Below are 22,549 nucleotides of genomic sequence, written 5' to 3'. Positions count from 1 at the left end.
AAGTTAGCAAAATCAATCTCAGATGTATCATGGTCTGCCTTTGTAACTAAATTAGAATACAAAGCGAAATGGTACGGTAAAACAATTTTGAAAATAAGCAGATGGTTTCCGTCTAGTCAGATATGTTCCCATTGCGGACATCAAGATGGCAAGAAATCTCTTGAAATAAGGGATTGGACTTGTCCTGTTTGCTACGAACATCACGATAGAGATATAAATGCCAGCAAAAATATCCTAGCCGAAGGCTTAAAAACCTTAGTTTTGGCTTAAACAAAAATATAGAACCGTAGGAATCTACGGGGATAGCTTGGTCAATAAGAGAAACCTCTGTTGGCGAAGAAATAGGCTAACAAGTACGCTCTATTCCCAAGAATCTCCCACTTCAAACAACTCGAAAGGGTGTTAAGTGGTGAGTAGTTCAAATTCTACAATAGAATAAACAGACAACTTGGGAGGAAAAAATATGAAAAAAGATCAAATATAAAGCGAGTAGGCTGACACCTGTTGAATCTATAGCGGTCAAACCTACTCGAATTATGGAATGTCCTATTCAAATTGAGGCAAAGGTAAGGCACATTCGAATTCCTGATGATTCTCCTGACTTTGCCATTGTTGAAACGTAAGCTATACATGTGCATGCACACCAAGAAATGATTAAGGAAGATCATTATATTGACCCTGTTAAATGGAGTCCGCTAATCTATAACTTTCGGCATTATTTTGCTCAAGGGAAGCATTTAGGTCAAACCTTTCGATCTGAAGTCTAGACGTAGACAGTTTCCTAGAGAAACCCTGCCAATGCTCTAGCATATTCAAAAGGAATAGGCAGGATAGCGGGGAGAACTTGCTTCTCATCTTCTGTTCGGTCTTGCTTAATTTCTGCTGCGTAATTAAATTGGGTTTCTAAGATCCAAAAGGAATGGTCTTTATTCATAACAAGGTCAATGGCTGCATCTCCAATCTTTCGTCCGTTGCGTTCCATGGTCGTCAGAATTTCAATACAAACCTTGGTTATTTCTTTTATTTTTCGAGTGGCTTGTTTATCCGTTAACTGATAGATTTCCATTAATGCGGTGTGACCAGGGATGATTTTCTTTCTGTTCTGGGAATTTGTAATGACGCTTCCTTTTTCGGCTACTTTGGTTTCCATGCCTGAGAATCTCCACCTTCTGCTGCGATCCTTTTGTAAATAAAGCCTAAAGTCTATTTTATGAGGAAGGGAAGGCAGAGTGATTTCTTGTTGGAGAATATATTTTTTACCCGAAACCAACTGTTTTTTGATTAACGAAGCTAATGCCTCTTCTGAGGTTACTCTATGGTGCTGACCCAGATGATCGGATAATTGATACCCTTTCCGGCGATAGCGGATTCTAAAAATCCCGTTCCCTCCAGCCATCGTAGCGGGTTTTAAGTAGATAGAAGAATGTTTCTTTAACATGTTAAGCACTGATTGGATGTTTTTGTACTCTTTTGTATGAGGGAGATGTTTTTTGATCGTTGGCTGCTCCGATATCTGCTTCCAGAATGTCCATTTGTTTGTGTTGCCATAAGGATAGTTAAAGATGTGAGTCACCTTCGATTTTTTGAAATGCTGATAGGTCTTCTTCTTCATGGGTACTCGATTGAAAATGACTGAAGGATAGGGAAAGGTTCCTTGAACAAATGTCTTCTTAGTTGGATGATAGTAGAAGCCTGACACCATTTCCTTTTGTTTGTGAACAGTACTTAGTTTAAATAGGTATATAAGCCCTTTGATCTGATGGTAATGAGCAAAACGAGCCAATTGCTGCTGGGGGTCCCTCATGTATTTGGGGAGCACGAGAAGTCCAATGACAGGGCCAACAACAAGTTCATTGTTTTTGATATAGCAATCATAGGGGAGGTTAGGAATTGTAAATTGTGGGGTAAGCTGATTGGAAATGACCATCTTCCCTAGCTTTAGACGTGGATCAATTTGAACCATTAGTTTCTTAGAAACAGCACCAAAGCGCAACGTAATGTGATTATCCTCCAGCTGTAGACGGGTGAAAGTCTGCTGATTAAGCTTAATGAGACCAGGAGATAAGTCTGGATCAATGCTGACGGAATACAGATAATGATTACAGAGATGAGAGGCGGTTTCGTTCATATTCATCAGGCTGGAGCCTTTGACCAAAATCAAGTGATTATTGTCTACTTCTTTTTCCAAAGCATGGTGAAGGGCGGGACGGTCGTTAAAGTGCTTAATATGTGTGGCAGGAAAACCAGCGCTCACAGCTCCTATTCCAATCCACTTGGCTTTTTGACCATAGGTATAAATCGTGTCCATTTTCTTTTTTGCCAAATATCTACCTACTTCTTTATGTCCTTCTCTTGTATGTTCGCCTAACTCAAGCATGTCACCTAAAACCACAATTTTCTTCTTCTCTTTTTCCATGTCGCTCATCACATCAATAGCTGCCATAACGGATTGGGGATTAGCATTAACAGAATCATCAATAAGAGTCGCCTGATTTCGTAGAGGGACAAAGTTTAAGCGCTTGTAAGGGACCTTGTATTTGCGCAACCCATCTCTGATGTCGGCAACAGAAAATTGTAGATGATCGGCAATGGCAATGGCATATAAGGCATTGTACACATTGTGGATCCCGAAGGCAGGAATAAAAAAACGTTCTTCCTTCTGAGCAAGCTTGACTCTAAATTTCATTCCCTGCTCGGTATATTCAATATCCTTGGCGCAATAGTCAGCTTCATTTTTTGAACCTATTGTAATCAGCTTTCCTTTAAAGTCTTTGGTGTCTAGATATTTAGAGTTCCGGTCATCTTTATTAAGCAGGAGGGTTCCTTTTGGGTCCATATATTTAATAAGTGCTGACTTGTTTTTGGCAGTCGAGGTAATATGATTCCCCAGATTTCCGTAATGAGCAGAGCCGATATTGGTAATGACCGAAATATTGGGTAGGAAATGCTGGCAATGTTTCTTCCCTGCTCCTGGCTGCCCCATTCCTAGCTCAAACAGTATGGCTTGATGGAACGGACGAAGCTTCTTCATGGTATCTCTGGTATGGTAGGGCAGATTTTTATTCCCTATTGTTTTTAAGATTTTCCATTTCGTTTCAAGAATAGATGAAATAAACTCTCTTGTTGTTGTTTTCCCTGAACTGCCCGTTATAGCAATGGTGGGAATTGTCAAGGAGCGAGTTTTCTTCACAATGAGTTCCTCCTTTTTTTACATAGCCTTATGAATAGCCAATAAAGCAAGCATGAGAGTGGGGTCAAGTAGGTCCATATCTACTTGAAAATAAGGAAACATGAGTGGGATTTCTGTACAGCAGCCCAAAACAGCCGATCCCCCCTCCTTTTGATAATCTACTAATAATTGCTGTAAGTCTTGGAGAGGTTTATTGGGTAATCTGCCAGCCTTGACATGTTTGATCGCTTGATCGACTACTTTCTGCTGTTCTAGAGTAGGGGTGAATAGCTTTACGGATGTCCTGTTTAACGCTTTTTGATAGAGTCCGCTATGAAGGGTTGTGCTTGTAGCGAGTAGAAGGATCTCTACTTGCTGAGGGTATTTTTCAAGAAGAGCCTGTGCTGTGTTTTCGATCATGCTGTAAAAGGGAATTGTGATTGATTTCTTTATTTCTTCATACCAAAGATGGGCGGTGTGGCAGGGCATAATAAGAAAATCTGCACCTGCTTGCTCTAAGAGGGTTGCTGATCTAATAAGCTCGGGTAAGGGGCTAATCGCATCTAAGCTTCGTGGAGGGATTTGGGGATTGTTATAGATTAGTATTTTTACATGCTCCTGATCGGCTGCTGCAGGGGTGTGCTGGACGATTTTTTGAAAGAGATCAACAGTAGCTGAGGGACCCATCCCTCCAATGATTCCAACGGTTTTGCTCAAGTGTTTCACTTCCTTATCTACATGAAGGATCTAGTTCTCGTATGGATATAACGTGTCTATAGAATAAGGATATTCACAGAAAAGAGGATTGGTATAAACGCTTTTCTTATCTTTTGAGAGAATGGATTGTAGAAAAGTGGAGAAAGGAGTCTAGTTTATAGGAAAAAAGTATTGACTGGTAGGAATATTCATAATAATATTGGTATAGACAACATGACATCCATACAAAAAAGACAGAAGGGGGAAAAGAAAGTGAAAAAAAGGCTAAATCTTGTTTTGTCTGTAGTAGTGCTTCTTTCTCTATTTTTGACAGCGTGTTCAGGAGGGCAACCGGCTACTAACGGTGAACAAACAGATTCGACTTCGTCACCTGAGACTGCTGATGGAAGTGTAGAGCTTCGCATTGTCACGATGTTTGGTGGGACAGACCCTGTAACAAGTGTATTGCGGGATGTTTTACAAGAGTTTGAAAATCAGAATCCTGGGATTAAGATTATCAATGATTCAATGACGGCAGGTGACGCATTTAATACGAAGGTAAGTACGGATTTTTCTTCGGGGAACGAGCCTGAGATCGTCTTTTATTTTAATGGGGCGAATGCCACTAGTTTTGTAGAAGCAGGGAAGGTTATCCCGATGGAAGAACTGCTAGATGCAGATCAAGAATGGAAGGAAGGCTTCCATGAAGCTGCTTTAGAACAGATGAAAGAAAAGGATGGTAAGCTGTACGCTATTCCTGTAAACGGTTTCTATGAGGGTCTTATTGTGAATAAAGCCATGTTTGACGAATATGGAATTGCGCTTCCGACAGATTGGGCTACATATGAGAAGGCGATTTCAGCGTTTAAAGAAAAAGGGATCATTCCAATTGGTCAATCCTTACCTGAATCTTGGTATTTGATTGAGCATTATTTGATGGCGGCAGGTGGACCAGCAGGACATCAGAACCCATTTGATGATTCTTGGAAAAAAGGATTAGAAGTGATTCAGAAGCATGCAGAGATGGGAGCATTTCCTATAGATGCGAATACGATTGATGATGCTACGGCACAACATTTGTTTGATACAGAACAAGCTGCCATGATGATCAATGGTTCATGGGCTGTTGGGGGACTATCAGAAGAGATGCAAGAGAAAGTAGTAGTTCTTCCGATTCCAGCGATGGAAGGGAGTACAGGAACAGGGCAGGATGTAATTGGTGGATTTAGTGCTGGTTTCTACATCACGACGAAAGCATATGAATCACCGAAGAAAGAGGCTGCCATTCAATTATTGAAGTTCTTAACGTCGAAAGAAAATATTCAAAAATATGCTACAGCCAATGGTGGACCTCCTGCTGCGAAGGTAACGGTAGAGGCTTAAGCCCTGGCAAAGCATCTGGGCATGAAATGATGGCGAATGCCAGCAGTTATTCGATGCCTGTCGATTCTGTGATTACCAAAGACTCCTTTACGCATATTCGCATGAATGTACCACAAATTGCCGCAGGAGAGAAGACAGCCGAGCAGGTGCTGTCTGAAGCGAAACCGTTAAATTAGTTTATGATCCTTGCTTTGTCGCCGCTCTACATCGAGAGCGGCGAAGCTATTTCAAGTAAATGTGTGACAAAAAATCTACACCTAAAGGTGATCATATGAAAGGCGATAAAAAGTATATTGTTTTGTTTTTAATGCCAATGATTCTGATTACAGGTGTCTTCCTGTATTATCCCTTTGTGAAAGGGATTATAAAGAGCTTTCAGCATCAGAAAAATTGGTTTACCTCTGAATTTGTTGGTTTTGATAATTACGTTCGTCTTTTTCAGGATGAAGTATTACGCACAGCGACATTCAATACCTTGGAGCTTATGCTCTACGTCCTTGTCTTTCAGGTTGGAATTGCGTTGATATTAGCAGTGATGGTAGATTCTATTCGATTTGGTAAAGCTTTTTTTAAAACCACTTTTTTCTTTCCAGTGGTAATCTCAGGGGCGGCGATCGGTCTATTGTTTCAATTAATCTATGATTATCGGAATGGCATGTTAAATAGTATTCTTCAAGGGTTAGGCTTTGAACCGGTCCTATGGTTGACGAAAGAGCTTTCCCTTATTGCTGTAGCCATCCCTACAGTATGGCAGTATGTAGGATTTTATTTTGTTATTTTATTAACCGCTATTATGAAAATTCCTAATGATTTTTATGAGGCAGCTGAATTAGAAGGGATTACTGGGATTAAGAAAACCTTGTATATTACCATGCCCCTGATCTGGAGTGACATTAAGGTCTGTCTTATCCTAGCGATTTCCGGTTCATTCAAAGTATTTGAACTGGTTTATATCATTACCAAAGGCGGACCCCTCAACTCGTCAGAGGTGCTGGGAACGTATATGTATCGGGCAACCTTCGTCAGTGAGAATATAGGATATGGAGCCGCCATCGGGGTTTATATTGTGATTTTTGGTGTAGCCTTGGCTATGCTGACCAATCGCTTATTAAAGCGTGAAAATGTCACATATTAATAAGAAATGAAGAGGTGCTAAATCATGCCACAGGTTTCGTTTGAACAAAAGACAGCATGGGAAAGGTTGCAGGTTTCGCTTATTCGCTCTAAGGTGGGGCGAGCCTTTGTTTATCTTTGCTTACTGGGTTGGTCACTGACAACGATCGCTCCCTTGGTTTGGGTGGTGAATAACTCCTTCAAGACATCGAAAGAGGTCATTAGTGATTCGTTTTCCCTGGCAACGAATCCTACCTTGGAAAATTATCAAGAGGCATTTAGTTTGATTAATATTGGTCAAAGCTATATGAATAGCTTCATTATGTCTGGAGGCACGGTCTTTTTTACCTTATTATTTGGAGGAATGGCAGCGTATGCGTTATCCAGATTCCATTTTCGCTTACGTGGCTTCATCCAGAATATGCTGGTGTTAAGCTTGTTAATCCCGTCCTTTGGAACCGTTGTGCCAGTATATGAAATTTTAATAAAATTAGGTTTAGTAAATACCTACTGGGCTCTTATTATCCTCATACTGCGGGATTTCTACCATTCACAGTGCTTGTCATATCTGGTTATATGGCAACCATTCCCAAAGAATTGGAAGAGGCAGCCTTGATTGATGGATGTAGCAGGATTGGGATATTGACCAAAATTCTTGTCCCGATTGCGAAGCCTTCATTTGCACTGCGGGTATATTTGTGTTTTTATGGTCTTATAATGACTTGTTCTCCTCCTTAGTCTTTGTTAACTATGAAGGAATCAAGCCGATTGTTGTCTTACTGTCCTTTATCAGTTCACAGTATGGAACCAACTACGGATTGATGGCTACTGCCGTTACTGTAACAGTCATACCTGTTCTAATTGTCTACCTCTTCATTCAGAAGTATATCGAAAAAGGGGTAACAGCAGGGGCGGTCAAAGGCTGATGTGACCAAGAGCGAACAGGTTCGTTAATTATCTAAGAAGAAAGAGTGATGATGAACAGTGAGAAAAATCAGTAAGAGCAATCCCGTTCCAATTTATCATCAATTAAAAGAAATTTTACAAGAAATGATTGATAACGAGGAGCTTAAGCCTAATGATCCCATTCCCACAGAACGAGAGCTTTGTGAGATTCACGGGATTAGCAGAATGACAGCACGGGAAGCGATTATGTCTCTAGTGAATGAAGGGGTGCTCTATCGTGAACAAGGCAGAGGAACCTATGTGGCGCAGCCCAAACCCAAGCATCAGTTATCTGAATTAAAGGGTTTGACGGAGCATATGGAGCAGATGGGTCATAAGGTAGATACCCAGATCATCTCCTTTGACATTATTGATGCGCCAAAAAACATCGCCAAGGAGCTCAAATTGAAGGCAGGACAGGAAAAGGTTATTGAACTCCAGCGTTTGAGGATCGTTGATCAGGTTCCCTATGCTATTGAAACGGTCTGGCTAAATCATGCTATTTGCTTTAATTTGACCAGAGAATGTATAGAGGGGCATTCCTTATATAAGGTCTTGCGCGAACGTTATTCCTTAATTCCTCATTATGCAAGGCAAACGGTAGAGCCAATTAAATTGAGTGATTATGAAGGAAACCTACTGGGCTTAGAGCTGGATGCACTGGCATTGTTGTTTAGAAGAACCACGTATTCTATTGATGAAGAGATTATTGAGTATACGAAAGCCATCTATAGAATTGATAAGCATAAGTTTGAAATCTACTTAAAAGCCTAATAAAACGATCAAAGTAGAGTATGGGTAAGGAGAGGTAGTAGGAATGATTGAAGCATACTTCCGCGAAATAAAAGCAGGTTTGGATCGAATGATTGAATGGGAAACAGAAAAAATCAAAGAAGCTTCACAGAGAATGGCACAAACTATCGAAGGAAATGGTATTATTCATGTTTTTGGATGCGGGCACTCCCATATGATGGCGGAGGAAGTGTTTTATCGTGCTGGAGGTCTTGCTTCGGTCAACCCGATCCTAGTAGAGCCTTTAATGCTGCACGAAGGGGCTGTCAGGTCTTCCGTATTAGAGAAGAAGGAGGGCTATGGAACGAAGATTGTAGAAGAGCAGCATATTGAAGAAAAGGATCTTTTTATCGTGGTTTCTACATCTGGCAGAAATTCTGTTCCCATTGATGCCGCACTCTCTGCCCGAGCGAAGGGGTGTTTTGTGATCGCCTTGACCTCGTTCCATTATTCTACGCTAGAATCCCGTCACAAAGATCATAAGCACTTATTTCAGTGTGTCGATCTTGCCATTAATAACCATGTGGAACAAGGGGATGCGGTCATGAAGCATGCTGATCTCTCTGTTCCTTTTGCCTCCATCTCATCTATTGTTAATATCGCTATATTGAACTCTGTTTGTGCTCAGGCTATCGCTCTGGTAGCAGAGAATGGGGGAACTCCACCTATTTTTCTTAGTGGGAATATTGATCATTCAGATGAACATAACCAAGCTCTTATTAACCGCTATAAAGAGAGAATTCCATTATTAAAATACTGATAGAGGTGAAGGGAAAGGGAGGGATTGAAGGAGATGAAACTGGAGGGCCTAAGTATCGCGGAAAAAGTAGGACAAATGTTTATGTGTGGCTTTCATGGACCTAGAGTGAACAAGGAAATAGAGGAACTGATTGAAAACTACCATCTGGGTGGTGTCATTTATTTTAGAAGAAATATCAAAGATGTACAGCAGGTGGCACAGTTGTCTGCGGAGCTTCAACAGCTCGCTTCTAAGTCATCTTCCATTCCTCTGTATATTTCCATTGATCAAGAGGGTGGAATGGTCGCTCGAATCGATCGTGAAGTGACACTGACCCCTGGGAATATGGCACTGGGAGCTACGAGAGATATGGAAGGGGTGTATGAGGCGGCTCGGATTTCGGGGAAGGAACTACAGGTATTGGGGATCAATATGAATTTTGCCCCTAGCATTGATGTGAACAACAATCCCTTAAATCCAGTGATAGGTGTTCGCTCTTATAGTGAAAGCCCTGATTTAGTGAAGGAAATGGGGAGGGCAGCGATCAGAGGATTTCAAGAAGCAGGCGTATCGGCTACTGTGAAGCACTTCCCAGGACATGGAGATACAGAAACAGATTCTCATTATGAACTGCCACGTGTTCAACATCCTTTGGAGCGGCTCTTTCAGGTAGAATTGGTCCCCTTTATAGGAGCCATTGAGGAGGGAGTCGATGCGATCATGACGGCTCATGTTCTTTTCCCTGCCATTGAGAGCAGTCCTCTTCCTGCTACTTTATCGCAGAAGGTCTTAACCAACCTACTCCGTGAACAATTAGGGTATTCTGGCCTCATTGTGACGGATTGTCTAGAGATGAAAGCCATCTCAGAAGGAGTAGGAGTGGAGGAGGGAGCGGTTCTAGCGATTGAAGCAGGAGCTGATCTGATTCTGGTCAGTCATACCTTCGAAAAACAGAAAAAAGCGATGGAACAAGTACTTCAAGCGGTTGAGAGTGGACGCCTTACAGAGCAGCGAATTAATGAGTCAGTGGAACGAATCCTTCGACTTAAAGAGAAAAGGATAGGGGAAACCATTCATCAGATCCCATATGGCGAAGTGCTGAATCACCTAGGAAATGAACAGGATAAGAGGCGTGTTCAGGAATTGAGTGAGAAAAGTATCACGTTAGTAAAGGATGAGAACCAGCTGCCATTAAAGGATCAGAAGACCTATGTCATTTGGACTGAGGTTAGAAGCAGTACGGAGGTAGATGAAGTCATCGAACAAGAAGAAACCCTTGGGGCTTGCTTATCTTCCCATCTTTCTTTTGTCGAGGAGGAGCGGATAGGGGTTCATCCAATAGAGGCAGAGAGGAGTAGAGTGCTCGAACGAAGCAGAAACTATTCTCAAGTCGTGTTTGTCAGCTATAATGCCACTTTCTCCTCAGGTCAAATTGCCATTGTGAAGGAGCTGGCACAGAGAGAAGAGTGCCTTCTCGTTGTGGCTGCGGCAAGAAATCCATATGATTTACTCGAATTTCCAGAGGTTAAATCCTATCTTACTTGCTACGAAAATCGTCCTACTGCGATGAAGTCATTAGCCAAGGTATTAGTAGGACAACGAACGGCTCAAGGGAAGCTGCCGGTGTCCATTTCTCCTCAATACCCTTTTGGGTGGACTCACACTAGCGTTAACATGACATAGGAGGGAAAGATCATGCAGTTATGTGTACTTGAATCATGTGCAGAGGTGGCAAGTAAAGCGGCGGATCATATCCAGCAAGCCATCTCAGAAAAACCAGATAGTATTTTAGGATTGGCAACAGGAAGTACTCCTATTGATACGTATAAGGAGATTATTGGCAGGTATGAGCAAGGGAAAATCGACTTTTCCCAAGTCAGGACGTTTAACCTTGATGAGTATTATGGTTTAGCAGCAGATCATCCACAAAGCTATCATACTTTTATGCATCAGCAATTGTTTCAACATATCAATGTACCAAGAGAGAGGATTCATATTCCTTCTGGCACTCCCATTCATGTTCAGGAATATTGCCGGTCTTATGAGCAATTTATCACCGATTGTGGAGGAATTGATTTGCAGTTGCTTGGAATTGGAAGCAATGGTCATATTGGCTTTAACGAACCAAGCGACCAGTTGAGTGCTGATACTCATTTGGTTCGTTTATCGGAAGCTACGATTGAAGCCAATGCACGTTTTTTTGAGAGGAAGGAAGAAGTTCCGCAATATGCGATCACAATGGGGATGGGAACGATTTTGTCGGCAAAAAAAATTCTCTTACTCGCCTTAGGAATTGAAAAAGCAGAAATCATCCGCAAACTCTTCGATACAGGTGTGACAACCGATATTCCTGCTTCCTTCTTAAGGCTTCATCCGAATGTTATTGTTTTGGTAGATCGAGAAGCTGGCTCTCAGCTAGTAGGAAACATAAAGGAGTTTTGTTAGGATGAACACGAAAAGCAAGCTATTTGTGAATGCTAGGATCTATACTCCTGATCGAGTGATTGAAAAGGGGCAGGTCTTCGTCCGAGAAGGGAAGATTGAGCGTATTGTTGACCATTCGCTTAAGAATGCAGAAGATGGAGTTGAGGTTGTCGATGTACAGGAACAGCTCCTTGTTCCCGGATTTGTAGATGTTCATGTTCATGGTGGCGGGGGATATGACGTTATGAGCGGTCGAGTACAAGATATTGAAGGCTTGAGTCGTTATCATGCTCAGAAGGGAACCACTTCACTATTACCAACGACTCTGACTGCGGATCTGGAATCCACCGAGAGAGCGATTCGTTCCATTGTTGAGGCGAAGGAAAAAGGAACTGGGGGAGCGGATGTGTTAGGCATTCATCTCGAAGGTCCTTTTATCAATGAAAAAAGATGTGGGGCTCAAAATCCTGCTTATATCCGTCCACCTTCAATGAAAGAGCTGGATCATTTTTTGGATGTAGCTAAAAATCAGGTTCGTTTACTGACGATGGCTCCAGAAGGTTCTGGGGCGCTGGAAATGATCAGGCGTGCTGTGGAGAGGGGAGTGACCGTGTCGATTGGACATTCGGATGCAACGTATGATCAGGTACAGCAAGCGGTGGAGGCAGGGGCGAGTCATGTCACTCACCTTTTTAATGGGATGAGAGCCTTGCATCACAGGGAGCCTGGTGTAGCAGGTGCTGCTATGATGCTGCCCGAATTAGCGGTTGAATTAATCTGTGATGGATTTCATGTGCACCCCGAGCTGATCGATTTTATTTTTCAGATCAAAGCAGCAGATAAAGTGGTGATGATTACAGATGCGATGTCGGCAGCAGGACTGCCAGATGGTGATCATTATGAGTTAGGGGGGCTTGCTTGCTATATGAAGGCTGGTCAAGTTCGTTTAAAAAGCTCGGATGATCTAGCTGGGAGCTGTTTGACGATGGATCAAGCTTTACGCCATGTCCGAGAGTTTACGGGAAAAGCTGTCGAAGAGATTCTTCCAGCTATGACTCTTAATCCCGCAAGACAAATAGGCTATGAGGAACAAAAAGGCTCCATAGAAAGAGGAAAGGATGCCGATCTAGTCATTCTGAGTCACCAATATGAGGTTCAAGCAACCTACGTTCGTGGTGAATGTGTCTACAATGGTTCTAAAGAATGAAAAAATCCCTAATCGAAATTAGGGATTTTTTGGTCTTGTGCTAGAAGATTGGTAGATTATTGTTTGTAAATCCACACAGCGCCAGCAGAGTTGTCTTTGGCTTCGCCGATAACCTGGAACTTGAGTCCGTATCTAGGAACAATTCGACCAGCGTCTGGAATGATTTGATTGATATACGATTTTGAATCATCGAAGGTGGTGACTCCAGGTAAGCCAGAGTAGGTATAGCTGCCTCGAAGCGGAGTATCCACTTTCCAGCTTGGAGCCCGGTCATAACTAAATGCGGCATCTGCTACTTGATAACGAGTGCTGCCAAAGATCGTATCCACCCCATCCTTTTTCCCAATAATGGCTTCAGGATGAGCATCTACGACTCCTAGGAATCCTTCTCCTGGATGGATGCCAACCCAGTTATCTGTATAGCTGTCATCTCCATACCAGACCACCATACCTGTATTATACTTTACTCCGCGAGAATACTGTAGTGCGATATCAGAACCAGCGTAATTTCTCCACTCTAAGTAATAATAGTGATCTTTGTGGAAGATTCCATTTGTGACACTAAATCCTTCAAGGGTAAATAATGGCTCTCCTTCCGCTCCATCTTCAAATACGATTTGACCATCAACCGTCAGAGTGGCATTGTCTAGAGCAAAGCCGTCTAGAGCAAGCCCGCCATCTGTCACATATTCAAAGTGAAGAGTTACTTTTTGTCCAGCAAAGGAAGAGAGGTCATAAACTTTATCAACCCATTGTCCCTTTGAGGATTCTGCTCGCTTGTCATTGTCTGTATCGTCATCCCCAATCACATCAAGGATTAATTCCTCACCTGAATCGGTTATGGCTTTCACATAGAGAAAGTCATAGTCATATTCAATGTCAAACCAAGCCTTGTAACTAAATTCTGCTGTACTTGCTCCTGTTAGATCGAATTCAGGAGATGACATGCGAGTATGTAAGTTATCTCCTTTGTTGCTGTAATAATAATAGTTACCAAAGGACGGTTGTAATCCATGTACTTCTTTCTTCGGTAAATTTACTTTCACGATTCCTGGATTATGCGATTTAGTCACACTTTGATCGATGAAGGTTGCTAATCCTCTGCTATCTATATCATCCAAATCAATTTCTACGATATTCGCCCAGTTTCCTCCCATGGTTTTTTGGAAGAATTCTTTATTTTGCGGTGAAAAGCTTGTCGGCTCTGTACCAGCGATTCTACCATTCCAGCTACCACCACTCATAATAGACCAAGAAGCAACAGGCTCACCATGACCTGTGTAGGATGTATCATACTCATCTGGCAATCCTAAATCATGTCCATATTCATGAGCAAACACTCCTACAGCTCCGTCTTCAGGCTGGATCGTGTAATCATAGGCACCCATCTGTCCTCCCCAATAAGGGACACTGGCTACTGTATTAGGGACTCTATATACTCCATCAAGAACCCAACGATGAGACCAAATGGCATCGTCTCCAAGGAGTCCTCCACCTGCTTCTTGACCTGTTCCTGCATGAATAATCATTAGATGGTCAACCAAGCCATCAGGCTCATTGAAGTTTCCATCTCCATCCATATCATAGAGATCAAATTGGTCAAAATCAGCTAGATTAATACCGGATTCAACAGCGGCGTCGAGCGCTCTCTTGACTAAATCGCGTGGTCCTAATGGTCCTAAATTATCATGACCTCCGCGAGGATCATCGGCTCCATAATCCGCTGCATTCCCTGGAATGGTTAACCATTCTGAAACATAACCGTCAACGGTATAGCTACCGCCAGATTGTTCTTCAAAATATTGTTTAAATGTTTGCACCTTTGTACCATCGTATAAAGTAAACTTTTTATCTCCGAACATTAATTTTTGATAATGCTCGCGATTAAAGTCATTGGCATACATATAGCCTTCCTCGTAAATAATATTGTTATGTTTAAAGTCTTCGAACTCCACAAGAAGGACCAGAACCTTGTCGGTACGGACTTCTCCATTGTACGGGGCTTGTTTTGCATTAGGAACTTTAACGGCTCCATTTGGTTTGCCTTTTTTAAAGTTAGTGTGCCCTTTATTTATTTTTTTGGCTAATTTATCCTTTTGTTTTTCTAAGAAGGCTTTTGTTTTCTTGTCAAATTCAGCATGATGCTGGTGTTCAACAGAGTTTTTGTGAACGTCTTCATGCCCACTTTTTTGCTCAATATAAGCGCGAACGGCTTGTCTGACCTGTGTGGAAGAAGCGTTAGCAGGAAGCATGCCACGTTTCATTAAAGCGTTTGCAAGACGATCCTCGTTAATGATATGAGAATCAATGGGGGCGGAAATCTCAATGTCTGGAGCATGATGCATTGAAGCAGTCGTTACACTACCTGTAAATGATTGAAAAGCAAGGGAACAGGTTAATAGGGTGGTTGTGGCAATGCTACTAAACACTCTTAACTTTTTGTTATTGATCAAGCAAACCCCTCCAGTATAAGTTGTAGTATTATTTAGAAATACTAGAATATTTCGCTAATCTAGTATTTTCAAACACCAATATATCAATTTCTCTACTATATTGTCAATATATGTCTAGTATTATTTCAGGCATGTCCAAAGGGGAGGGGATTTGATATAGTAGATTTATAATATTCACAGATATTTCAGAATTTCTAAAAGAAGGAGGAGGCTATGAGGTGGGGGGTCAACAGAAATCACCAACAGATTTACAAAGACTACTGCAACAATATCATACTCTTCTTTCTAAAATGGGTCGCATGGAAGACTTGAATGATGACAGAATACAGGCGGAAAGCATGATGTTCAGCTTAATGAAGAGGAAAAAGCATGGCATCTTAGTGTCCTCCATGAGATTGAAAAACTTAGACAGAAAGTGAAACAATTGACTTGGGTGTCAGAGCATTTGACAATCGTACATGAATTAGGACATATATTTACCAAAGCGGTGGATGTGGAAACCATTTTTCTAAAAGCAAATCAGTTGGTTTCTCGTGTCATGCCTACAGATGCGTTTCTTGTTGCCTTGTATAAAGAGGGAAGTGATGAGGTACACATTCCATTTGCACTAGATAATGGAGTGCGTTATCATCCGGGTTTGCTTAAATATGGGGAAGGAAATATTTCGAAGGCGATTATGACCAAGGCTGCTGTTCATATCCAAACGGAGAAGGAGCTTACTCAGTCGACTCCACGAAGGTGGGGCAACCGTCAATGTCCCACAAGTACGGCTATTTTTGTCCCCATGCTTCTAGGAGATCAAGTAAAAGGGGTCATTTCGGCACAGAGCTATCGGGAGTTTGCCTATCGCCCAGAACATGAGGAATTGCTTCGTATGATCGGCTTTCAAGTAGCTAGTGCCATTGAAACAGCAGAATTGTACGACAAAATCTATCGGACAACCATTACGGATGAGATGACGAAGCTCAAGAATTATCGTGCCTTTCATGAGGATCTTAAAGGATGGCTCTCTACTTTGACACCAGATCAATCCCTTACATTAATCATGATGGATTCAGACGATTTGAAAAGAGTGAATGACAAATACGGTCATGATATGGGAGATCAATTGATTCAGAAGATAGCGGATGCCATCAGAGATGTTCAGGAGAGGGAGGAAGCATACCGTTATGCAGGGGATGAATTTATGATTCTTGCTCCAGAACTAAGCGTAGAACAGGCAGTGGAGAAACTGGAACGAATTCGTAACTATTTGGAAGAGCATGTGCTAATCACAGAATGTGGAGAAAGCGTTTCCATCACCCTGAGCGCTGGAATTGCCCAATACCCTCTTGATGCAAGCACGGGTGATGAATTAAAACGTGTAGTTGACTATGCCATGTATCAGTCGAAAAAAGGAGGAAAAAATTGCACCACGGTGTACCGTTCTCCTACTAGTTAAAATCTAAGGCACTCCTGCAACAAGAGTGCCTTAAGGAAGGAAGAAGGTTTGAAAAGCCACGCCATGATCCCCCTATGATCAGGAGGTTTTTCTTTTCCCCGCTAAAATGACTCCTATGGTAGCCAAGGAGCCGTACAAGGCTAGTGCCATATCTTTTTGGGCATCCCACACATCCCCTTGAAACCCAACAAAATTTAATCCAATTTCGGGAGCGACAATGTGCGCGACCCACATCTCAATTAATTCATAAAAAGAGCCTGCCGAAAAAATAAAAATGATGGGTAATGTATACTGCCAGAATGAAGTGACATTCATGGTTTTATGAACAAATTCATAGACTGGATAGGTCAGCAGCAGACCGAAAGAAAAATGAACAATACGATCATAATGATTTCGTTCAAATTCAAACAGGTGAATCATCCACTCATCAATAAGAGTAGTGGTATAAGAATAATGGGCTCCATAAGTATGTAAGGCGAGAAAAAGAAAGATAAGTAAGTAGGAAAGGTTATTGAACTTAAACCTCCGATAAGTAAGCGCTAGAACCAGTAACAACAGAAGGGTAAGGGCATTCTCTAACCACCAGTTATAGGCACTATAGGGTTCGATGGATAGAATGATCCAATACAAAGAAAAAAGAAGAAGCATTAGGTGAAGGAGATTATTTTTGAAAAAAGGAATGTTACCGTACCATAGTGCAGAGAATGAGCTCTGCTTTGGGTTTGAATAAGACAACGTGTTACCCCCTTTTGTAAAAAAACTGTATATCCAGTATACACAGAAGATTCTGCAATATACAAGATATACAGCTGGTTGTAGCAACGTCTATAGATGTTCTGGCACAAGAACAGACAAATCAGAAATAAGTAAATCAATGGAGAAATCAGAGCCAATCACATGAAGCAGCGTGTGGTAGCCAGTGTCGGATTCACTTCTCTGATTTGATACCATCTGTGGTTTAAGCTCTAACTCTACATGAAGATTGTTTGACATATTAACAAGGAAAATTCCATTATGCAGGTTCAAAAATTCTCCAACCGAAGCCTGCATCATGTCATCTGCTTCCTTTATCGATTCATCCGCATAACGAGAAGCCAGACGAAGGAAGGAAGGTTGATCCCCGCCAATCGCTACTTTTCTACTAACGGCATCATGTTCAGTCGCTATTTCTTGAGAAACGAACCAATCATAGCTGTGGACTTCCGCCGCATTTCCTATTTCTATACGAATTTCTGTATCTACAAAACGAATCAAGTTTTTGGCGAACAGGCTAATGTAATCTGTCCGCCACCTGTCCTTCTCTTCTTTTAACAGAACGGAAGAAATGAGAGTATCGATATCGCCGTTCATAATGGAGGCGAATTGCTCGTCCGAAAGACTATTCTCTTTCTTAAAGCGGGATAGAGCCTCTGAAAATGAATCATAGGTTAAGACGTTCTGGTCAATAAGGGCTTGTCCTAATAATAGGTGAGCGCTTTTCTGAGAGGAGAGGAGATGCTCCACCTGTTCCTCAGTAAGAAAGCCTAATTCTACCGCTATTTCTCCAAAGCGTTTGTCCATTGTCATTTGGGTTTGGTGTACTTGTTCTACTTGGCTTGCGGTCATATATTCTTGATTAATAGCGAGAACACCTAGTTTGACTCTTGTATCTTTTTGAGACGCCATTGCTTCCTGTAATTGTGAGCTTGTGATGATGCCTTGATTCAACAAATAGTGTCCAAAAAATTGGGCAAACATTAGCCTTCCCCCCGTTCCTTGATCAATTGTTCGATGGTTTCTATAACCGCTTCAGGTGAAACAGGCTTTTGCAGAAAGGTGTTGGCTCCTGCTTTCAACGCTTTGATCAGATTGCTTTGAGTACCGACAGAGGAAGCCATCACAATGTATGTATCTTCCTTGATGACTTTAATTTCTTTTAGAGCTTCAATTCCATCTTTTTTAGGCATGACAATGTCTAAGAGCACAACATCTGGTTTTTCGTTTTGGCAAAATGCAACGGCTTCTTCACCATCGGAAGCTTCAAAAATCTGTGTAAAGCCTTTTTCCTCTAATGAGCTTTTTTAGTTTTTTTCTGACAAGTAATGAATCATCACACAAGAGTATTTTTAACGAAAATATGTCCATAGTCCCACTCCCTCGGTATGTCTTTAGTCACGGAAAAATGCAATAATATAATACTTTCCTCTTATATTACACTAAAAACGTTGGCTTGTATATGTAAGCTGCTCTATCGTTAGTATATCCATTTTGGTAAAAAGATACATAATTTAAAAAAGCGAGATCTACCCCTGTTAGAGTAAATCTCGCCTAGAAAACCATAAGTCTTATTATAAAGTCACACTAAAAAATAAGGTGCGCCATTAGGACAATAATCGGTAAAGAAATAAGGGTACGCAATAAAAAGATAATCACTAGATCTAAGAAGCGGACAGGAAGCTTAGACGCTAACAATAATCCCCCTACTTCAGACATATAAATTAATTGAGTAACGGAAACACAAGCAATAACAAAACGAGTAAAATCGCTTTCGATGCCGCTTCCGATAATGGCTGGTAAAAACATATCAGCAAATCCAATAACCATCGTCTGAGCTGCTAGAGCCGCTTCAGGGACCTGCATGAGCTGTAAAAGTGGGACAAACGGCGCTCCCAAAATGACAAATAGCTGCGTATATTCTGCAAGCACTAAAGCCACCGTTCCTAAAGCCATGACGATCGGGACAACACCCATCCACATGTCTAAGACATTTTGTACGCCACCCTTAGCAACTTGAGAAAAGCGAGTGTTTGTTTTCGCTTTGGCAACAGCCTGCTGGATACCCCAAGCAAAAGCAGAAGTATGGGCTGGAATAGACTCATCGGCCTGTGAAGTTGCTTTCTCGTAAAATGTATCTGGTTTTCTAGATAAAGGAGGGATGCGTGGCAGAACAAGCGCACACACAAATCCAGCAAGGACGATCGTTAGATAATAGGGTAAAAATAAATGCTCCAGCTTCATCTGCTGTATCACGACAATACTAAAGGTAATGGAAACGACAGAGAAGGTCGTACCGATAACGGCTGCTTCTCTCTTTGTGTAATAGCCTTCCTCGTATTGCTTATTGGTTAATAACACCCCGATCGTTCCATCCCCTAGCCATGAAGCCAAGCAATCAATGGACGATCTGCCCGGAAGAGTGAATATGGGGCGCATCAATCTGGTTAATAAAGTACCGAACAATTCAAGCAACCCGAAATTAAGTAATAAAGGCAAAAACAATCCAGCGAATAAAAAGACAGAAAATAAAACAGGAATGAGATCAAATAATAGAAGTCCGCCTGTGTCCTCTGACCAAATCCACTCAGGTCCAATTTGATAAAGGGTCATAATGGCAAAAACCATTCCTAGAAAACGAGCAATGAGCCAAATAGGACTTACATAGAAAAGGTTTTTCAAAAATGGCTTGTCCATAATGATGGATGGAGAGAAAAGACGCGCGATTAAGGAACCAATTACTGTAAGAATAATAATAACTGTCATCACAATAGGCAGAACACTCTCAAATTGTCCCTGCACCCATTTGGCGAGCATAGCCACTGGGATCGTGACCGAGTCACCATAAGAGAAAGGGATCATGAAGAGCAGTATTCCGATAAAAGAAGGAATAATGAACTTTAAATAATCGGATGACGTAGGTGGTTTGTTTGAATGAGTAGTAACTTGATTTTTCATGCAGATTCTTCACCTCAGGTATAAATTTTTTAGAACGTTTAACGTCACTAGATGTCTAAGAAAGCCTCACTGCTTGTAAACGTTTTCATCTGACCCCCTTTAGCCAGCTATATCGTAATGATATCACATGCAAAAAATATGCCAAGTATTTTGATGTTATTAGTAGCAGAAATAAGCCAGTTCCTCCTTCTGCCAGCAAAAAAAATATGCTCCTCCCCTGCAAAAAAAATAAAACAAAAAGCAAAAAAAATAAATCGGGAGGCGAAAGGGTTAAAAAATAAGAAAAATCAGATTATTTTTCGGGGGTAGCACGAATAAATCTCCCTTTTTTCTTATAGAGTAGGATAAGGAGACTCTATTTTAGATAGAATCTTCTACTAAAAGAAAAGGAGGAACTAGAATGTCATTAACAAGAAAAATTTTGCTGGGCATGGGCTTGGGAATTGTTTTTGGACTGATTTTAAATCTGTGGATGTCAGGAACGTATGAAGTTGTCAGAGATTATGTTTTACAGCCTGTAGGGACATTATTCATTCATCTTATTCAAATGCTTGTTGTACCTATTGTGATTGTGTCACTCATTCTAGGGACGGCGGGAATTAGTGATCCTAAGAAATTAGGTAGAATCGGAGTAAGAACCGTTGTTTTTTTTCTACTTACAACAACACTTGCTCTCGTTCTTTCCCTTAGTCTTGCGTATATAATCCAACCAGGGAACGGTAGCTTTCAGCTAGAAGGGGCAACGTTTGAAGCAAGGGAGGCTCCTCCTGTTGTGGAAACATTGCTCAATATTGTACCCAAAAATCCGTTTGCCTCTTTAACGGAAGGAAATATGCTGCAAGTGATCTTCTTTTCCATTTTCATTGGGTTTGCCTTGTCAAGGTTGGGAGGAAAGGCGGATCGAATCTCCAAGCTCGTGGAACAAGGAAATGAAGTGCTTATGTATCTGGTTCAGGTTGTAATGAAGCTGGCACCGTATGGAGCCTTTGCCTTAATCGCTGTGGCGATTGGAGGACAAGGAACAGAAGCTATTTTGGCTATGGGGAAGTATATGATCGTTGTGCTCTTGGCACTGCTTCTGCATGTCCTCATTAGCTATGGCGCTATTATTCGCTTTCTAGGAAAGATGAATCCCCTTCAGTTTGTCCAAAGGTTTTCTCCGGCGATGGTGGTTGCCTTTAGTACTTCTAGCAGTTCAGCGACCCTACCTGTTTCGATGGAAACAGCTCAAAAAGAGCTGAAGGTTCCCAAAAGCATCAGTGGCTTTGTTCAGCCCTTAGGTGCAACGATTAATATGGATGGAACAGCCATTATGCAAGGAGTAGCAACAGTGTTTATTGCCCAGGTCTATGGAATGGAGCTAGGATTTGCGGCGCTGTTAACGGTGGTTTTAACAGCCACTCTAGCCAGCATTGGTACGGCTGGAGTACCTGGGGTAGGACTTATTATGCTTTCCATGGTCCTACTCAATGTGGGATTACCAGTGGAAGCTATTGCGCTTGTTCTAGGAGTCGATCGTTTGCTAGATATGTGTAGAACAGCGGTTAACATTACTGGGGATGCTGCGTGTGCCTTATATGTCACGAAAAGCGAGGAGAAGCTATCTGCTTAAGTAGAGAGTGGTCAAGATTGAGATCATCTATTATGATGGAAAGAAGGTGTGTATATGCCGCGATGAAATGGAAAGGACGATTCAATATATGGCACAAATACTCAAGAATGATTGGAACGAAGTACTGTCGAGAGAATTTGAAAAGCCTTACTATAAACAATTGCGCCAATTTTTGAAACAGGAATACCGAACAATGCAGGTGTTCCCGCATATGAATGATATCTTCAATGCTCTACACTATACGCCACTTGCCAATGTGAAGGTTTTATTGCTCGGTCAAGACCCATACCACGGTGAAAATCAGGCTCATGGGCTCTCCTTCTCGGTGCATAGAGGTCAGAAGATACCACCATCACTTCAAAATATCTATAAAGAGCTGCACGATGATATAGGTTGTCCGATTCCTGACCACGGATATTTAAAAAAATGGGCAGACCAAGGCGTTCTCCTGCTCAACACTGTTTTGACCGTGAGAGCCCATGAAGCCAATTCACATCAGGGTATGGGGTGGGAGTCATTTACCGATGCTGTTATACGCGTTATAAATGAACAGGATCGTCCCATCGTCATTTTCCTATGGGGAAGACCAGCGCAGAATAAAAAACCAATGCTAACCAATCCTAAGCATCTGGTGTTGACTGCTCCACACCCAAGTCCGCTTTCAGCTTATCGAGGATTCTTTGGCAGCAAGCCTTTTAGTCGGGCGAATGCATTCTTGAAGGCTCATGGAGTTGAGGAAGTAGATTGGAGCTTTCTCTAGACCCTTCCAAGACCAACGAAATTTAGCGCAGTCAGTGGGGTCTAGAAGAAAATGATTAGGATCTGTCAGAAGCGAAAACATCGAAAGCTCATTCTGAATAAAAT

The 22,549-nt window shown here is 41.7% G+C and carries 23 protein-coding genes and 1 pseudogene; 17 read left to right on the top strand and 7 right to left on the bottom strand.

What is annotated here, in order from left to right:
* Together JCM10596_RS28555 and JCM10596_RS29960 are read left to right on the top strand one after the other, a co-directional pair.
* Positions 1 to 270, top strand: a 270-nt coding sequence (locus tag JCM10596_RS28555; RefSeq protein WP_148302493.1) for an RNA-guided endonuclease TnpB family protein, incomplete at its 5' end; no start/stop codon positions are given.
* Between the two features lie 197 nt (positions 271 to 467).
* A pseudogene (locus JCM10596_RS29960) lies at positions 468 to 767 on the top strand (flavin reductase family protein); the annotation flags it as partial.
* A gap of 14 nt (positions 768 to 781) precedes the next feature.
* Here the strand turns inward: JCM10596_RS29960 and JCM10596_RS27400 are convergent.
* Positions 782 to 3,190: a YheC/YheD family protein gene (locus JCM10596_RS27400; protein WP_025025880.1), complete on the bottom strand. Its 2,409-nt coding sequence runs from the start codon at positions 3,188 to 3,190 to the stop codon at positions 782 to 784.
* An 18-nt stretch (positions 3,191 to 3,208) separates the two neighbouring features.
* On the bottom strand, positions 3,209 to 3,886 hold the full coding sequence (cuyB, locus tag JCM10596_RS03075) for a cysteate racemase (RefSeq protein WP_025025879.1): 678 nt from the start codon (positions 3,884 to 3,886) through the stop codon (positions 3,209 to 3,211).
* Between the two features lie 252 nt (positions 3,887 to 4,138).
* Here cuyB and JCM10596_RS23535 point away from each other — a divergent pair, with 252 nt between their 5' ends.
* The 11 genes from JCM10596_RS23535 (at position 4,139) to nagA (ending at position 12,468) form a co-directional block, all read left to right on the top strand.
* Complete coding sequence (locus tag JCM10596_RS23535; RefSeq protein ID WP_051541152.1) at positions 4,139 to 5,248, top strand: ABC transporter substrate-binding protein; 1,110 nt, start codon at positions 4,139 to 4,141, stop codon at positions 5,246 to 5,248.
* A 29-nt stretch (positions 5,249 to 5,277) separates the two neighbouring features.
* Positions 5,278 to 5,424: a hypothetical protein gene (locus tag JCM10596_RS29400; protein WP_159102297.1), complete on the top strand. Its 147-nt coding sequence runs from the start codon at positions 5,278 to 5,280 to the stop codon at positions 5,422 to 5,424.
* 95 nt (positions 5,425 to 5,519) lie between these two features.
* Positions 5,520 to 6,383 (top strand): carbohydrate ABC transporter permease, encoded by an 864-nt coding sequence (locus JCM10596_RS03065; protein ID WP_025025878.1) that lies wholly within the window; start codon positions 5,520 to 5,522, stop codon positions 6,381 to 6,383.
* 24 nt (positions 6,384 to 6,407) lie between these two features.
* A complete protein-coding gene (locus JCM10596_RS29955; RefSeq protein WP_234410382.1) occupies positions 6,408 to 6,977 on the top strand; it encodes a carbohydrate ABC transporter permease in 570 nt (189 codons plus the stop codon).
* Positions 6,938 to 7,099, top strand: a complete 162-nt coding sequence (locus JCM10596_RS29950) for an ABC transporter permease subunit (RefSeq protein WP_234410381.1) — start codon at positions 6,938 to 6,940, stop codon at positions 7,097 to 7,099. The genes JCM10596_RS29955 and JCM10596_RS29950 overlap by 40 nt, the downstream gene beginning before the upstream one ends.
* Positions 7,060 to 7,287 carry an ABC transporter permease family protein gene (locus JCM10596_RS29945; RefSeq protein ID WP_234410380.1) on the top strand — a complete coding sequence of 76 codons (228 nt, stop codon included), beginning with the start codon at positions 7,060 to 7,062 and terminating at the stop codon, positions 7,285 to 7,287. Before JCM10596_RS29950 ends, JCM10596_RS29945 begins: the two co-directional genes overlap by 40 nt.
* A gap of 58 nt (positions 7,288 to 7,345) precedes the next feature.
* Entirely contained in the window at positions 7,346 to 8,080 is a 735-nt protein-coding gene (locus JCM10596_RS03055) for a GntR family transcriptional regulator (RefSeq protein ID WP_025025877.1), read from the top strand.
* Between the two features lie 43 nt (positions 8,081 to 8,123).
* On the top strand, positions 8,124 to 8,858 hold the full coding sequence (locus JCM10596_RS03050) for an SIS domain-containing protein (protein ID WP_025025876.1): 735 nt from the start codon (positions 8,124 to 8,126) through the stop codon (positions 8,856 to 8,858).
* Positions 8,859 to 8,891: 33 nt separating this feature from the next.
* Positions 8,892 to 10,520, top strand: coding sequence for a beta-N-acetylhexosaminidase (gene nagZ / locus JCM10596_RS03045; RefSeq protein WP_025025875.1), 1,629 nt, complete (start codon positions 8,892 to 8,894; stop codon positions 10,518 to 10,520).
* A 12-nt stretch (positions 10,521 to 10,532) separates the two neighbouring features.
* Complete coding sequence (nagB, locus tag JCM10596_RS03040; protein WP_025025874.1) at positions 10,533 to 11,282, top strand: glucosamine-6-phosphate deaminase; 750 nt, start codon at positions 10,533 to 10,535, stop codon at positions 11,280 to 11,282.
* A 1-nt stretch (position 11,283) separates the two neighbouring features.
* On the top strand, positions 11,284 to 12,468 hold the full coding sequence (gene nagA / locus JCM10596_RS03035) for an N-acetylglucosamine-6-phosphate deacetylase (protein ID WP_025025873.1): 1,185 nt from the start codon (positions 11,284 to 11,286) through the stop codon (positions 12,466 to 12,468).
* A gap of 56 nt (positions 12,469 to 12,524) precedes the next feature.
* Here the strand turns inward: nagA and JCM10596_RS03030 are convergent, their stop codons facing one another.
* Complete coding sequence (locus JCM10596_RS03030; RefSeq protein ID WP_025025872.1) at positions 12,525 to 14,918, bottom strand: immune inhibitor A domain-containing protein; 2,394 nt, start codon at positions 14,916 to 14,918, stop codon at positions 12,525 to 12,527.
* A gap of 221 nt (positions 14,919 to 15,139) precedes the next feature.
* Here JCM10596_RS03030 and JCM10596_RS29940 point away from each other — a divergent pair, with 221 nt between their 5' ends.
* Entirely contained in the window at positions 15,140 to 15,340 is a 201-nt protein-coding gene (locus JCM10596_RS29940; RefSeq protein ID WP_234410379.1) for a hypothetical protein, read from the top strand.
* Positions 15,341 to 15,366: 26 nt separating this feature from the next.
* Complete coding sequence (locus JCM10596_RS23525; protein WP_234410378.1) at positions 15,367 to 16,362, top strand: sensor domain-containing diguanylate cyclase; 996 nt, start codon at positions 15,367 to 15,369, stop codon at positions 16,360 to 16,362.
* Positions 16,363 to 16,440: 78 nt separating this feature from the next.
* Here JCM10596_RS23525 and JCM10596_RS03020 read toward each other — a convergent pair whose 3' ends face one another.
* The 4 genes from JCM10596_RS03020 to JCM10596_RS03005 form a co-directional block, all read right to left on the bottom strand.
* Positions 16,441 to 17,097, bottom strand: a complete 657-nt coding sequence (locus tag JCM10596_RS03020; RefSeq protein WP_025025871.1) for a DUF2238 domain-containing protein — start codon at positions 17,095 to 17,097, stop codon at positions 16,441 to 16,443.
* 90 nt (positions 17,098 to 17,187) lie between these two features.
* Positions 17,188 to 18,099, bottom strand: a complete 912-nt coding sequence (locus JCM10596_RS03015; protein ID WP_025025870.1) for a cyclic di-GMP-binding domain-containing protein, MshE-related — start codon at positions 18,097 to 18,099, stop codon at positions 17,188 to 17,190.
* Entirely contained in the window at positions 18,099 to 18,389 is a 291-nt protein-coding gene (locus JCM10596_RS23520) for a response regulator (protein ID WP_234410385.1), read from the bottom strand. The genes JCM10596_RS03015 and JCM10596_RS23520 overlap by 1 nt, the downstream gene beginning before the upstream one ends.
* 313 nt (positions 18,390 to 18,702) lie before the next feature.
* A complete protein-coding gene (locus JCM10596_RS03005) occupies positions 18,703 to 20,073 on the bottom strand; it encodes a YjiH family protein (RefSeq protein ID WP_025025869.1) in 1,371 nt (456 codons plus the stop codon).
* 400 nt (positions 20,074 to 20,473) lie between these two features.
* Between JCM10596_RS03005 and JCM10596_RS03000 the strand changes: the two genes are divergently transcribed.
* The gene (locus JCM10596_RS03000) at positions 20,474 to 21,685 is read left to right on the top strand and encodes a dicarboxylate/amino acid:cation symporter (RefSeq protein WP_025025868.1); all 1,212 of its coding nucleotides are present in this window, start codon (positions 20,474 to 20,476) and stop codon (positions 21,683 to 21,685) included.
* Positions 21,686 to 21,773: 88 nt separating this feature from the next.
* Positions 21,774 to 22,445, top strand: a complete 672-nt coding sequence (locus JCM10596_RS02995) for a uracil-DNA glycosylase (RefSeq protein ID WP_025025867.1) — start codon at positions 21,774 to 21,776, stop codon at positions 22,443 to 22,445.
* The last annotated feature ends 104 nt before the right edge of the window (positions 22,446 to 22,549 follow it).

The organism is Caldalkalibacillus mannanilyticus JCM 10596 (genome assembly GCF_000615945.1).
In the GTDB taxonomy this organism is placed as follows: Bacteria; Bacillota; Bacilli; order Caldalkalibacillales; family JCM-10596; genus Bacillus_AT; species Bacillus_AT mannanilyticus.
This window is presented reverse-complemented; position numbering and strand designations above follow the sequence as displayed.